Origin of the sequence: Pseudomonas sp. MOIL14HWK12:I1, assembly GCF_000510705.1 — a bacterium.
GTDB lineage: Bacteria > Pseudomonadota > Gammaproteobacteria > Pseudomonadales > Pseudomonadaceae > Chryseomonas > Chryseomonas oryzihabitans.
On the sequence record NZ_KI783308.1, the window covers coordinates 31,421 to 44,439 of the forward strand.

The window sequence follows — 13,019 nt, forward strand, 5'->3', positions numbered from 1 at the left end:
CGCCTTGGCGCCCCGGGCTCAGGGACGCTGCAGCAATTCTTCCAGGCGCTGCTGCAGGCGGCGCTGCAGTTCGGCTTCCAGGCGCGGCAACTGCTCGTCGAGCAGTTCCTGGAGGATGGCCGGCGCTTCCTGGCGCAGACGCACCTGGGCCAGGTCTTCGTGGGGCGCGCTGGGCGTCACGTCCTCGATGACGTCCGGCACGATCTGGTCGAGCAGCGGCGGGATGGCCTTGAGCCGCTCGGCGCTGGGGGCGATGACGTCGGAGAGGATGGGGATGCCATCGACGCTGCTCGGATGGACCGCGCTGCGGCTCTTGTCGAGCACCTGGCGGATGGCTTCGAGGTCTTGCAGGACGTGCGCGGGAGGCTTGGTGCTGGTCATGAAATCAGACACGTGACAGCTGATGGTCCTGTAGAGCATAGCCAAGCTTGCGGTAGAAGCGAAAACCTTCGCGCATCGCCTGGCGCACTTCGGGGGCTTCGACGACCACTTCGGCGATCCGGGCGAAACCCGCATGGCAGGGCGGCGGGGCCAGGCTGAGGTTGATCAGCAGCTCGCCTTGCTGCTCGGCGGGCGTGGTCAGACCCAGCACCACGGGGCTGTCGCTGGCGTTCTCCGCCAGATCGTGGGGAACGAAGCTGTCGGGACGGAACGCCCACAGCTGCTCGTCCAGGCGCTGGCGCTGCTCGGCGTCGGCGCAGTGCACATAGACCGGCATGCCCTGCTTCCAGGCCTTGTCCACCAGCCGACAGGCAAAGGCCAGCCGTGCCGCAGGATCGGTGGAAGGCAGAACATAGAAGTCGACACGGGTCATGGCGGATCACGAAGAAGGGGAGGGAAACGACAAGGCCGCGACGCAGTGGCGTCGCGGCCTCTATAGGCGTTAGCACGTGTTCAAAGTCTCGCGAGCTAGAGCCAAACAAGGCGAAAAGACCTGAGGAAGCGGAGTTTACAAAACGTAAATGAGCATTCCGAAGGTCTTTTCAACGCCGTTTGGCCGACGCGCAGCAGACTTTGAACAGGTGCTTAGGCCTCGGCGGTGCGGTCGAGCAGATACTGCACCAGCAGCGGGACCGGGCGACCGGTGGCGGCCTTGTCCTTGCCGCCGCTGATCCAGGCGGTACCGGCCACGTCCAGGTGGACCCAGGGATAGGCCTTGGCATAGCGCGCCAGGAAGCAACCGGCGGTGATGGTGCCGGCCTTGGGGCCGCCGATGTTGGCCATGTCGGCGAAGGGGCTGTCCAGCTGCTCCTGGTACTCGTCGTGCAGCGGCAGTTGCCAGACGCGGTCGTCGGCGCGATCGCCGGCCTGCTTGACCTGGTCGATCAGGGCGTCGTCGTTGCCCATCAGGCCCGAGACCAGCGAACCCAGGGCGGTGATGCAGGCGCCGGTCAGGGTGGCGATGTCGATCACCGCCTTGGGCTGGAAGCGCTCGGCGTATGTGAGGGTGTCGCACAGCACCAGCCGGCCTTCGGCGTCGGTGTTGAGGATCTCGATGGTCTGGCCGCTCATGCTGGTGACGATGTCACCCGGACGGGTGGCGGTGCCGCTGGGCATGTTCTCGGCCAGGGCCAGGAGGCCGACCACGTTGATCGCCGGCTTGAGTTCCATGAGGGCGCGGAAGGTGCCCAGGACGCTGGCGGCGCCGCACATGTCGTACTTCATCTCGTCCATGCCGGCGCTGGGCTTGATGCTGATGCCGCCGGTGTCGAAGGTGATGCCCTTGCCGACCAGGGTATAGGGCTGGGCATTCTTGGCGCCGCCCTTGTACTGCAGCACCACCAGGCGCGGCGGCTGGGCGCTGCCCTGGGCCACGGCGAGGAAGGAGCCCATGCCCAGTTCGCGCATCTTCTTCTCGTCGAGCACCTCGACGGAGAGCCCGGCGTCCTTGAACTGCTTGCCCAGGGCCTTGGCCTGATCGGCCACATAGACCGGGTTGCAGACGTTTGGCGGCAGGTTGCCGAAGTCCTTGGCGTAGGCGGTGCCGTGGGTGATCGCCAGGGCATGGGCCAGGGCGCGCTCGGCTTCCGGCTGGGAGGCCTTGGTGGTGACCAGGGTCAGCTTCTTCAGCGGCCGCGGCTCGGCCTTCTTGCTCTTGAAGCGATCGAAGACGTAGTCGCCATCGGCCAGGGTCTCGGCCAGCAGGCGCAGACGGGCATAGCCGTCGCGATTCTTGACCGGCACATCGCCCAGGGCGATGGCGGCGTCGCTGCCGCCCAGGCTCTTGAGCACGCCCAGGGCGCCGCTGGCCAGCTTGCGGTACTGGCGGTCGGACAGCCCTTCGCTGGCGCCGCTACCCACCAGCAGCACGCGCTCGGCCTTGATGCCGGGCAGATTGGTCAGCAGCAGGGTCTGGCCGGCCTTGCCGGCGATGTCGCCGCGCTTGACCGCCGCGCTCAGGGCGCCGGAGGTGGCGGCGTCCACGGCGCTGGCCGCTGCGTCGAGCGCACCGCCTTCACCGACGGCCACGACCAGCGTGGCGGTTTTCAGGGTTTCCGGACGAGCGTTTTTGACGACGAATTCCATTAGGAGAAGCTCCCCAAGACAAACACATGAGTTCGCAGGATATAATGCGGGGCTTTCGCCAGGGCCTTTCCCGGCGATCGGCCTTCAACGGGTGGGCCTTGCAACGCAAGCCATGCAGCCGAGCTAGTGTGAGCGTTCGCGCCAGAGCCTGACAACCCTGGAGAATCCTGTTTGATCGTCTTCCGCTATCTGTCTCGAGAAGTTCTCACCACCCTCGGTGCGGTCAGTGCCGTGCTGCTGGTGATCATCATGAGCGGCCGCTTCATCAAGTACCTGGCCCAGGCGGCCCAGGGCCTGCTGGATCCGGGCGTGCTCCTGCTCATCATGGCCTATCGCATCCCCGGCTTCCTGCAGCTGATCCTGCCGCTGGGCCTGTTTCTCGGCTTCCTGCTGGCCTATGGTCGGCTGTACCTGGACAGCGAGATGACCGTGCTCACCGCCACCGGTATGAGTCCGCGCCGCCTGCTGGCCTACAGCATGGCCCCGGCCGCGGTGGTCGCCCTGATCGTCGCCTGGCTGAGTCTGTCGCTGGCGCCCCTGGGCGTGCAGAAGGTCACCACCATCCTCAACCAGCAGGATGCCATGACCGAGTTCGATACCCTCGAGCCGGGTCGCTTCCAGTCCCTGAGGGACAACTCGCGGGTCACCTACACCGAGCGCCTGTCGGCGGATCGCAGCCAGCTGGGCGGGGTCTTCATCTCCGAGCGCAACACCTCCACCGCCGGCGGCAAGGATCGTGGCGTGGGCGTGCTGGTGGCCGACACCGGCCGGCAGGAAATCCACCCGGACGGCAGTCGCTACCTGATCCTGCAGAACGGCTTCCGCTACGACGGCGTGCCGGGCCAGGCCGACTACCGGGCGGTGCAGTACGACACCTACGGTGTGCTCCTGCCCAAGCCCGCGGTCAGCGAGGACATCAGCGAGCGTGATGCCGTCACCACCGGCGAGCTGATGCGCAGCAACGACCTGCAGTACCGCGGCGAGCTGCAGTGGCGGCTGTCGCTGCCGATCCTGGTCTTCATCGTCACCCTCATCGCCGTGCCCCTGGCCAAGGTCAATCCGCGCCAAGGCCGCTTCCTCAAGCTGCTGCCGGCGATCCTGCTGTACATGGCCTATCTGTCGCTGCTGATCGCCGCCCGTGGCGCCCTGGACAAGGGCCGCCTGCCGCCGGCTATCGGGCTGTGGGGCGTGCACCTGCTGTTCCTGGTACTCGGCCTGCTGCTTGCCTTCTGGGAACCGCTCAAGGCGCGTCTGCGCGGTCACAAGCCGGAGGTGGCGGCATGAACAAGCTCGACTGGTACATAGGTCGCACCGTCTTCGTCAGCATCCTCGCGGTACTGGGGGTGATCGTCGGTCTGGCCCTGCTGTTCGCCTTCATCGACCAGCTCGGCGACTTCGACGACAACTACGGCGTCGCCGAGGCGCTCAAGTTCGTCCTGCTCACCACGCCGCGCCGGGCCTACGAGATGCTGCCTATGGCCGCGCTGATCGGCTGCCTGATCGGCCTGGGCACCCTGGCCAGCAGCAGCGAACTGATCGTGATGCGTGCCGCTGGCGTCTCCCTGGGGCGCATCGTCTGGGCGGTGATGAAGCCGATGTTCGTGCTGCTCATCGCCGGCATCCTGATCGGCGAGTACGTGGCGCCCTGGTCGGAAAACCTGGCGCAGAGCGGGCGGGCCCTGGCCCAGAGCGCCGGCAAGGCACAGAGTTCGCGCCACGGTCTCTGGCATCGTCAGGGACACGAATACACTCACGTCAACGCGGTGCAGCCCAATGGCCTGCTCCTGGGCGTGACGCGCTACGAATTCGACGACAATCGCCACCTGCTGCAATCCAGCTTCGCCCAGCGCGGCATCTATCGCGGCGATCACTGGGAGCTGGAAAACGTCAGCATCACCGACTTCGGCAATCGCCAGACCAGCGTGCGCCAGGAGCCCAAGGTCACCTGGAACGTCGAGCTGACCCCGCAGGTGCTCGACACCGTGATCATGGAGCCGGATGCGCTGTCGATCTCCGGGCTGTGGTGGTACATCCACTACCTGGCCGATCAGGGGCTGAGCAACAAAAGCTACTGGCTGGCGTTCTGGTCGAAGATCTTCCAGCCGCTGGTGACCGCCGCCCTGGTGCTGATGGCGATCTCCTTCATCTTCGGCCCGCTGCGCTCGGTGACCCTGGGACAGCGGATCTTCACCGGGGTGATCATCGGCTTCGCCCTGCGGATCTTCCAGGATCTGCTGGGGCCGTCCAGCCTGGTGTTCGGCTTCTCGCCGCTGCTGGCCGTGCTGGCACCGGCGCTGCTCTGCGCCGTGGCCGGGGTGCTGTTGCTGCGCCGGGCCGGCTAGGGCCCGGCGGCGCTGTCCGCTAGGCGGCGCCTTTGCTCACGACCGGTTGCGGCTGCAGCCAGCCGGCGTGGGCTTCGCAGAAGCTCAGGATTCGCTGCACGCGGCGGATCTGATCCCGATGGCGGCATTCGCCCACCACGGTACGCACCAGCAGATCGACGTTCTGCATGTGGATCAGGCGCAGATCCGCGCTCATGTCGGGGCAGGCTTCCATCTCGTCCATGCGCGTCTCGCAACGCGAGAGCAGGCGCTCGATGAAGGCGGTGGAGAAGCGAGCGGGGGTCTGGGCCGTTTCCAGGTCCTTGACCGCCACCTGGGAGAGAGGGGAGAGCGTTTCCATGCGCAAGATCTCGCGTCCGTATCGATGTCTTACTATTGCATGCTTTGCCCTCGGGTTTCAGCTGCCGGTTGTCAGCTGGCTATTCGGTCGTTTGCCGGGCTCGGCGCGGATGTCCGGGCGTTTTGACGCCACCTCGAGCAGCGCTGACCGCGCCTCAAGATAAGACTGCTTCTGCTGCAGATCGGCCGGATGATCGATGGTGAGTCCGGCCAGATAGCGCTGTCAGGCGGCCAGGTAGGCCTTCTGCGCATTGCGCAGCAGGCGATCTTGGCCGGTGGGTAACTGGCCCGTAGCCTGCTTTTCTTCGGCAGCGGCCTGGGTCTGGCAGCTGTTCAGCCGCTGGCGAAAGTCCGCCAAGCGCCCCAGCTCGCCCGCCAGGCGGGCGTTGTTGCCGTGCAGCACCAGCAATTCGCAGCCATAGAGCGCACTGTGCAACCGGGCCTGCAGGGTCCAGCTGGGCGAGCGATCCAGGTCGATAGCTGCACCGGCTGGCTGGGCCGGTTGCTGTACGGCGCAGCCTTGCAGTCCAAGCAACAGGACGATCAGCAGTGGTGCGGTTCGCCTCATACCTAGCCCTCGCTAAACAGATCGAGAATGCGAGCCTACTGGTAGCGTTCCCATTCGTGATACTTGTCCATCAGGTAATTCCCGACCGGCTGCCGCTTCTGGCAGTCCTCACCGCTCAGCGGACTCGGCTCGCAGATCGGGCCGGCATCACTGTAGTGACTGCAGCCGGACAGTAGCAGTGCGAGGCCAAGCAATATCCATTTCAACTTCAACAGGCATCCTTCCTCATGATGAAAGCGGGAGTGGGGTGATCAAGAGCGTGCCTGATCAACGGGGCGGCGCATTCGTAAAGGTACAGAAGGCGCAGCGAGTGGAGACCCTCCAAGGCTGCGTATCTCGCAAATTCGGCCAATCTGTATGAATTGACCGTCTTGCTGCCCGGGTACCATACCCCTCCTGTCCTGATAGAGGCCGTCATGCAACTGAGCGACATTCCATTCGGAATCACTGATTGGTCGACAATCGAACCTGTAGTCCATGCGGGAACGACCGGCTCGGCTGTTTGGCGTACCTGCCAGTTTGGGGCAATACGAGTCCGCATGGTCGAGTACAGTGAGAGTTACCTTGCCGATCACTGGTGCAGCAAGGGGCACATCCTGCTGTGCCTGGACGGTCGATTGGATACCGAGCTGGTCGATGGTCGCGTCTTCACCTTGACCGCTGGCATGAGCTACCAAGTGGCCGACAATGCCGAGGCCCACAGATCCTCTACCGCGATTGGCGCCAGATTATTCATCGTGGACTGAGGCTCGTCTCGAGGCCGCAACCCGGGCGCCCCAGGCACAAAAAAACCGCCTCAAGGGGCGGTTTCTTCGGCCTCCAGCCAACACGGAGAAGGCCTGGAAGGTACAGCTTGGTGCCCCGGGGGAGACTCGAACTCCCACTCCTTTCGGAAACGGATTTTGAATCCGCCGCGTCTACCGGTTCCGCCACCGGGGCAATGGCGGCGGAGTATAGGGACGCGGGCAGGCCCGGTCAATCCAAAGTGCGTTGGTGAAAAAGGCCGCTTCCGGTAAGCTGTGCGGCCTTTCGAGATCTACCTGCCATGCACGTCGCCGACTTCCATTTCGACCTCCCCGAATCCCTCATCGCCCGTCATCCGCTGGCCGAGCGCCGCGGCAGTCGATTGCTGGTGCTCGACGGCCCCAGCGGTGAGCTCAGTCATTGCCATTTCGCCGATCTGCTGGGCTATCTGCGGCCCGGCGACCTGATGGTGTTCAACGACACCCGGGTGATCCCGGCGCGGCTGTTCGGCCAGAAGGCCAGTGGCGGCAAGCTGGAGATCCTGGTGGAGCGGGTGCTGGACGAGGAGCGGGTGCTGGCCCATGTGCGGTCCAGCAAGTCGCCCAAACCGGGCGGCCGCATCCTCATCGACGGCGGCGCCGAGGCCGAGATGGTGGCGCGCCACGAGGCGCTGTTCGAGCTGAAATTCGCCGAGCCGGTGCTGCCGCTGCTGGAGCGGGTCGGCCACATGCCGCTGCCGCCCTATATCGACCGGCCCGACGAAGCCGAGGATCGCGAGCGCTACCAGACCGTCTATGCGCGCAATGCCGGCGCCGTGGCCGCGCCCACCGCCGGACTGCACTTCGACGAGCCGCTGCTGGAGGCCATCCGCGCCAAGGGCGTGGCGACCGCCTTCGTCACCCTGCACGTCGGTGCCGGCACCTTCCAGCCGGTGCGGGTGGAAAGGATCGAAGACCACCACATGCACCGCGAGTGGCTGCAGGTCGACCAGGCCGTGGTGGATGCCGTGGCCGCCTGCCGCGCCCGGGGTGGCCGGGTGATCGCCGTCGGCACCACCAGCGTGCGTTCGCTGGAAAGCGCCGCCCGTGACGGCGAGCTCAAGGCCTTCGCCGGCGAGACGGACATCTTTCTCTATCCCGGTCGGCCCTTCCACGTGGTCGATGCGCTGGTGACCAACTTCCACCTGCCCGAGTCGACCCTGCTGATGCTGGTGTCGGCCTTTGCCGGTTACCGCGAGACCATGGCCGCCTATGCCACGGCCGTGGCCGAGGGCTATCGCTTCTTCAGTTATGGCGACGCCATGTTCATCACCCGCAATCCCGGGGCCCAGGGCCCGGAGAGCTGATATGAGTTTCATGAATTTCGAATTGCTGGCCACCGAGGGCAAGGCCCGTCGCGGTCGCCTGACCTTTCCCCGCGGCGTGGTCGAGACCCCGGCCTTCATGCCGGTCGGTACCTACGGCACGGTCAAGGGCATGCTGCCCGACAGCGTCGCCGACATCGGTGCCCAGATCATCCTCGGCAACACCTTCCATCTCTGGCTGCGCCCGGGGACCGAGGTGATCCAGCGCCACGGCGACCTGCACGACTTCATGCAGTGGCAGGGACCGATCCTCACCGATTCCGGCGGCTTCCAGGTGTTCAGCCTGGGCGCGCTGCGCAAGATCAAGGAGGAGGGCGTCTACTTCGCCTCGCCGGTGGACGGTGCCAAGGTGTTCATGGGGCCCGAGGAATCCATGGCGGTGCAACGCGCCCTGGGCTCGGACATCGTGATGATCTTCGACGAGTGCACCCCTTATCCGGCGGACTTCGACACCGCGCGCCGCTCCATGGAGCTGTCGCTGCGCTGGGCCAAGCGCTCCCGCGAAGCCCATGGCGACAACCCCTCGGCGCTGTTCGGCATCGTCCAGGGCGGCATGCACGAGGAACTGCGCCTGAGGTCCCTGGAGGGCCTGGAAGGCATCGGCTTCGACGGCTACGCCATCGGCGGCCTGTCGGTGGGCGAGCCCAAGGAAGAGATGATCCAAGTACTGGACTTCCTGCCGCCGCACCTGCCGGCCGACAAGCCGCGCTACCTGATGGGCGTGGGCAAGCCGGAAGACCTGGTGGAAGGCGTGCGCCGTGGCGTCGACATGTTCGACTGCGTGATGCCCACCCGCAATGCCCGCAACGGCCACCTGTTCATCGACACTGGGGTCCTCAAGCTGCGCAATGCCGTGCACCGTCACGACGAGACGCCACTGGACCCGACCTGCGACTGTTACACCTGCAAACATTTCTCCCGGGCCTATCTGCACCATCTGGATAAATGCGGGGAAATGCTGGGGAGTATGCTGAATACGATCCACAACCTGCGGTATTACCAGCGCGTGATGGCCGGTTTGCGCCAGGCTATCCAAGAGGGTAAATTGGCCGACTTTGTGGACGCCTTCTATGCTCGGCGCGGCCTGCCTACGCCGCCGCTCGACAGCTGAAAGCCCCTGTCCGATCGCCCTGGCGAAACGGCGCTCGCGCGTCCTTCGTCAGGGGCGTGAGCAGGGTCTCGAGGCGGTCGGAACGGCGGCGAGCGACCCCCGGCATCTCTTCTTTTTCCGTCATCCAACTCTGCAAGGAGTAGTGCAATGAGTTTTCTGATTTCCACGGCCCAGGCCCAGGAAGCTGCCGCGCCGGCCGCCAACGCTGCACCGGGAGGTGAATACATTCAGTTCATCTTCCTGATCGGCTTCGTGGTGATCTTCTATTTCCTGATCTGGCGTCCCCAGGCCAAGCGCACCAAGGATCACAAGAACCTGATCGGCGGCCTGCAGAAGGGTGACGAAGTGGTGACCACCGGTGGCATCGCCGGTCGCATCAACAAGGTCACCGACGAGTTCGTGGTGCTGGAAGTGTCCGACAACGTCGAGCTCAAGTTCCAGAAGGGCGCCATTGCCGCGACCCTGCCGAAGGGCACCCTGAAGGCCCTCTGAGTCTTCCTCAATCTAGCTAATATCGGGGCGCGCAAGGCGCCCCGCCTTTATCTCGGGCGGTGTCATGCTCAACAAATATCCCCTCTGGAAGTACCTGCTGATCCTGGCCGTACTGGTCGTGGGCGTCATCTATTCGGTTCCTAATCTGTACCCCGACGATCCGGCCCTGCAGATCAGCGCTTCCAGCACCGAACGCACGGTGACCCCTGCCGATGTGCAGCGGGTGAACGCGGCTCTGGCGCAGGCGCAACTCGCCGTGAAATCCAGCGACGTCAACGAGAGCGGCAGCCGGGTGCTGATCCGCCTGATGCGCGCCGACGATCAGCTGCCGGCCCAGGAAGTGGTCCGCCGTACCCTCGGCGACGACTTCGTGGTCGCCCTGAACCTGGCGCCCACCACCCCGCAGTGGCTGCGCAAGCTCGGTGCCAGCCCCATGAAGCTGGGTCTGGACCTGTCCGGTGGTGTGCACTTCCTGCTGGCGGTGGACATGGACAAGGCTGTGGACGCGCGCCTGAAGGTCTATGACAACGAGGTCAAGACCCTGCTGCGTCGCGAGAAGGTGCGCTATCGCAGCATGCCCGACCAGAACGGCGCCCTGCAGCTGGGCTTCACCGATGCCGCCGATCTGCAGCAGGCGCAGAGCCTGATCCGCAAGAACTACACCGATTTCGAGCTGACCACCGACACCCGTGGTGACCTGCAGGTGCTGCGTCTGCAGCTGACCGAGGCCAAGCTGCGCGAGATCCGCAACTATGCCGTCACCCAGAACCTGACCACGGTGCGCAACCGGGTCAACGAACTGGGCGTGGCCGAGCCGCTGGTGCAGCGCCAGGGCGCCGACCGCATCGTGGTCGAGCTGCCGGGCGTGCAGGACACCGCCGAAGCCAAACGCATCCTCGGCAAGACCGCCAACCTGGAATTCCGCCTGGCCGCCACCGCGGACACCCCGCGCGCCTCCACCGAGAGCTTCGAATTCCGCGAGCCTGGTCGTCCGGCGGTACCGCTGGAGCGTAACGTCATCATCACCGGTGACCAGGTCACCGACGCCTCGGCCAGCTTCGACGAGAACGGCCGGCCCCAGGTCAACATCCGCCTGGATGGCCATGGCGGCGACCTGATCAATCGCGCTACCCGCAGCAACGTCGGCCGCAGCATGGCCGTGGTGTTCATCGAGCAGCGTCCGGTCACCCGCTACACCACCCAGACCGTCGACGGCGTGCAGAAGGAAGTGGCGGTGCCCGGCTTCGAGGAAGAGCGGCGCATCATCAGCCTGGCGACCATTCAGTCGGCCCTGGGCAACAGCTTCCGCATCACCGGCCTGAACGGCTCGGGCGAGGCTTCGGAACTGGCGCTGCTGCTGCGTGCCGGTGGCCTGGCCGCACCCATGTACTTCGCCGAGGAGCGTACCCTCGGCCCGAGCCTGGGTGCCGACAACATCGAGAAGGGTATCGATGCCTCGCTGTGGGGCATGGTCTTCGTCTCGCTGTTCCTGATCGCCATCTACCGCTTCTTCGGCCTGCTGGCTACCATCGCCCTGGGCTTCAACATGGTGCTGCTGATGGCCTTGATGTCCATCCTGCATGCCACCCTGACCCTGCCGGGCATCGCCGGTATCGTCCTGACCATGGGTCAGGCGGTGGACGCCAACGTGCTGATCTTCTCGCGGATCCGCGAAGAGATCGCCAACGGCATGCCGATCCAGCGCGCCATCCACGAGGGCTTCAGTCGCGCCTTCACGGCGATCCTGGACTCCAACCTGACGACCCTGCTGGTGGGCGCCATCCTGTTCGCCATGGGCACCGGGCCGGTCAAGGGCTTCGCCGTGACCATGTCGCTGGGTATCTTCACCTCCCTGTTCACCGCCATCTTCGTGACCCGTGCCATGGTCAACCTGATTTATGGCGGCCGGAACGTCAAGAAGCTGTGGATTTGAGGACGCGGCGATGAAAAAGACCATCAACTTCATGGGCGTACGCAACATCGCGTTCGCCATCACCGCGCTCCTGACCGTTCTGGCGCTGTTCAGCTGGTTCTACAAGGGGCTGAACTTCGGCCTGGACTTCACCGGCGGTACCCTGATCGAGCTGCGCTACGAGCAACCCGCCGACCTCGGCAAGATCCGTCAGGAGCTGCAGGGCGCCGGCTTCGAGGAGGCGGTGGTGCAGAGCTTCGGCGCCACCACCGATGTCCTGGTCCGGATGCCGGGTGACAACCCGCAGCTGGGCCAGCAGGTGACCAGCGCGTTGCAGAAGGCGAGCACCGAGCGCTTCTCCCTGACCCGTACCGAGTTCGTCGGTCCGCAGGTGGGCGAGGAGCTGCGTGACCAGGGCGGCCTGGGCATGCTGCTGGCCCTGGGTAGCGTGCTGGTCTACGTGGCCTTCCGCTTCCAGTGGAAGTTCGCCGTGGGCGCGATCATTTCGCTGGTGCACGACGTGGTGGTGACCCTGGGCCTGCTGTCGTTCTTCCAGATCACCTTCGACCTGACGGTGCTGGCGGCGGTCCTGGCCATCATCGGCTACTCGCTCAACGACACCATCGTGGTGTTCGACCGGGTGCGGGAGAACTTCCGGGTACTGCGCAAGGCCAGTCTGATCGAGAACATCAACGTCTCGACCACCCAGACCCTGCTGCGCACCCTGGCCACCTCGATCTCGACCCTGCTGGCCGTGGCGGCGCTGCTGTTCTTTGGCGGCGACAACCTGTTCGGCTTCTCCCTGGCGCTGTTCATCGGCGTGCTGGCCGGTACCTACTCGTCGATCTATATCGCCAACGTGGTGCTGATCTGGCTGGACCTGAAGAGCGAGGACCTGATTCCCCCGCAAGCCAAGGAACTCGACGACCGTCCCTGATGTCCCAGGCATGGCAAAGGGCCAGGTGCCCGCTATGACAGAGTAGTCAGGAGGTTGTAGTGAACAAGTCGATGCTCGTAGGTACGGTTCTGGGAGCCATCGTCGCCACCGCTGGTGGCGCCGTGGCGTACAGTTTCGTCGACCGCGGGCCTCAGTACGCCGAGGTCGTCGCCGTCCAGCCGGTCAAGGAAACGGTCAAGACCCCGCGCGAGGTCTGCAAGGAGGTCGCGGTGACGCATCGGCGGCCTGTTCAGGACCAACACCAGATCGCCGGGACCGCCGTAGGCGCGGTCGTCGGCGGTCTGCTGGGCAACCAGGTCGGCAACGGCAGCGGCAAGACCCTGGCGACCATCGCCGGTGCCGTGGGCGGTGGTTACGCCGGCAACAAGGGTCAGGAATACATGCAGAACCGCGACACCTACACCACCACCCAGACCCGCTGCAGCACGGTCAACGACAGCAGCGACAAGGTGGTCGGCTATGACGTCAAATACCTGCTGGATGGCAAGATCGGCCAGGTCCGCATGGACCACGAGCCGGGCAAGCAACTGGAAGTGAAGAACGGCCAGGTACTGGCCAGCCAGTGATTCGCGTGACCGGCTGAAGCCCCAGGGCTGCAGCCAACAAAAAACCCGCTGCCAGGTGACTGGCAGCGGGTTTTTTATTGGCTCTTGCGCGGTGATCC

Annotated in this window: 14 protein-coding genes and 1 tRNA gene; 9 read left to right on the forward strand and 6 right to left on the reverse strand. The window is 65.1% G+C overall.

Going from position 1 to position 13,019, the window contains the following annotated elements; translation table 11 throughout:
* Nucleotides 1–18: 18 nt before the first annotated feature.
* From PSEK12I1_RS0117810 to PSEK12I1_RS0117820, 3 genes are all read right to left on the reverse strand, one after another.
* Nucleotides 19–381, reverse strand: coding sequence for a hypothetical protein (locus tag PSEK12I1_RS0117810; protein WP_027602455.1), 363 nt, complete (start codon nucleotides 379–381; stop codon nucleotides 19–21).
* Between the two features lie 4 nt (nucleotides 382–385).
* Nucleotides 386–814 carry a DNA polymerase III subunit chi gene (locus PSEK12I1_RS0117815; RefSeq protein WP_027597232.1) on the reverse strand — a complete coding sequence of 143 codons (429 nt, stop codon included), beginning with the start codon at nucleotides 812–814 and terminating at the stop codon, nucleotides 386–388.
* Nucleotides 815–1,026: 212 nt separating this feature from the next.
* On the reverse strand, nucleotides 1,027–2,526 hold the full coding sequence (locus PSEK12I1_RS0117820) for a leucyl aminopeptidase (protein WP_027602456.1): 1,500 nt from the start codon (nucleotides 2,524–2,526) through the stop codon (nucleotides 1,027–1,029).
* Nucleotides 2,527–2,697: 171 nt separating this feature from the next.
* On the opposite strand from PSEK12I1_RS0117820, the gene lptF reads away from it, so the two are divergent.
* Nucleotides 2,698–3,810: an LPS export ABC transporter permease LptF gene (gene lptF / locus PSEK12I1_RS0117825; protein ID WP_027602457.1), complete on the forward strand. Its 1,113-nt coding sequence runs from the start codon at nucleotides 2,698–2,700 to the stop codon at nucleotides 3,808–3,810.
* On the forward strand, nucleotides 3,807–4,868 hold the full coding sequence (gene lptG, locus PSEK12I1_RS0117830; protein ID WP_007162971.1) for an LPS export ABC transporter permease LptG: 1,062 nt from the start codon (nucleotides 3,807–3,809) through the stop codon (nucleotides 4,866–4,868). Before lptF ends, lptG begins: the two co-directional genes overlap by 4 nt.
* A 19-nt stretch (nucleotides 4,869–4,887) precedes the next feature.
* Here the strand turns inward: lptG and PSEK12I1_RS0117835 are convergent, their stop codons facing one another.
* Nucleotides 4,888–5,208 (reverse strand): hypothetical protein, encoded by a 321-nt coding sequence (locus PSEK12I1_RS0117835; RefSeq protein WP_007162970.1) that lies wholly within the window; start codon nucleotides 5,206–5,208, stop codon nucleotides 4,888–4,890.
* Between the two features lie 222 nt (nucleotides 5,209–5,430).
* Complete coding sequence (locus PSEK12I1_RS23925) at nucleotides 5,431–5,775, reverse strand: hypothetical protein (protein ID WP_177323766.1); 345 nt, start codon at nucleotides 5,773–5,775, stop codon at nucleotides 5,431–5,433.
* A gap of 416 nt (nucleotides 5,776–6,191) precedes the next feature.
* Here PSEK12I1_RS23925 and PSEK12I1_RS0117855 point away from each other — a divergent pair, with 416 nt between their 5' ends.
* Complete coding sequence (locus PSEK12I1_RS0117855; protein ID WP_027602459.1) at nucleotides 6,192–6,521, forward strand: DHCW motif cupin fold protein; 330 nt, start codon at nucleotides 6,192–6,194, stop codon at nucleotides 6,519–6,521.
* Nucleotides 6,522–6,629: 108 nt separating this feature from the next.
* Here PSEK12I1_RS0117855 and PSEK12I1_RS0117860 read toward each other — a convergent pair.
* Nucleotides 6,630–6,714: transfer RNA gene (locus PSEK12I1_RS0117860), tRNA-Leu, on the reverse strand.
* 106 nt (nucleotides 6,715–6,820) lie between these two features.
* Between PSEK12I1_RS0117860 and queA the strand changes: the two genes are divergently transcribed.
* The 6 genes from queA (at nucleotide 6,821) to PSEK12I1_RS0117890 (ending at nucleotide 12,921) form a co-directional block, all read left to right on the forward strand.
* The gene (gene queA, locus PSEK12I1_RS0117865) at nucleotides 6,821–7,864 is read left to right on the forward strand and encodes a tRNA preQ1(34) S-adenosylmethionine ribosyltransferase-isomerase QueA (protein ID WP_027602460.1); all 1,044 of its coding nucleotides are present in this window, start codon (nucleotides 6,821–6,823) and stop codon (nucleotides 7,862–7,864) included.
* Between the two features lie 10 nt (nucleotides 7,865–7,874).
* Nucleotides 7,875–8,993 carry a tRNA guanosine(34) transglycosylase Tgt gene (gene tgt, locus PSEK12I1_RS0117870; protein ID WP_051399200.1) on the forward strand — a complete coding sequence of 373 codons (1,119 nt, stop codon included), beginning with the start codon at nucleotides 7,875–7,877 and terminating at the stop codon, nucleotides 8,991–8,993.
* 147 nt (nucleotides 8,994–9,140) lie between these two features.
* Complete coding sequence (gene yajC, locus PSEK12I1_RS0117875; protein WP_007162951.1) at nucleotides 9,141–9,485, forward strand: preprotein translocase subunit YajC; 345 nt, start codon at nucleotides 9,141–9,143, stop codon at nucleotides 9,483–9,485.
* Nucleotides 9,486–9,549: 64 nt separating this feature from the next.
* On the forward strand, nucleotides 9,550–11,418 hold the full coding sequence (gene secD, locus PSEK12I1_RS0117880; RefSeq protein ID WP_027597225.1) for a protein translocase subunit SecD: 1,869 nt from the start codon (nucleotides 9,550–9,552) through the stop codon (nucleotides 11,416–11,418).
* Nucleotides 11,419–11,428: 10 nt separating this feature from the next.
* Entirely contained in the window at nucleotides 11,429–12,334 is a 906-nt protein-coding gene (secF, locus tag PSEK12I1_RS0117885) for a protein translocase subunit SecF (RefSeq protein WP_027597224.1), read from the forward strand.
* A gap of 59 nt (nucleotides 12,335–12,393) precedes the next feature.
* The gene (locus tag PSEK12I1_RS0117890) at nucleotides 12,394–12,921 is read left to right on the forward strand and encodes a glycine zipper 2TM domain-containing protein (RefSeq protein WP_007162948.1); all 528 of its coding nucleotides are present in this window, start codon (nucleotides 12,394–12,396) and stop codon (nucleotides 12,919–12,921) included.
* Nucleotides 12,922–13,019: the final 98 nt, after the last annotated feature.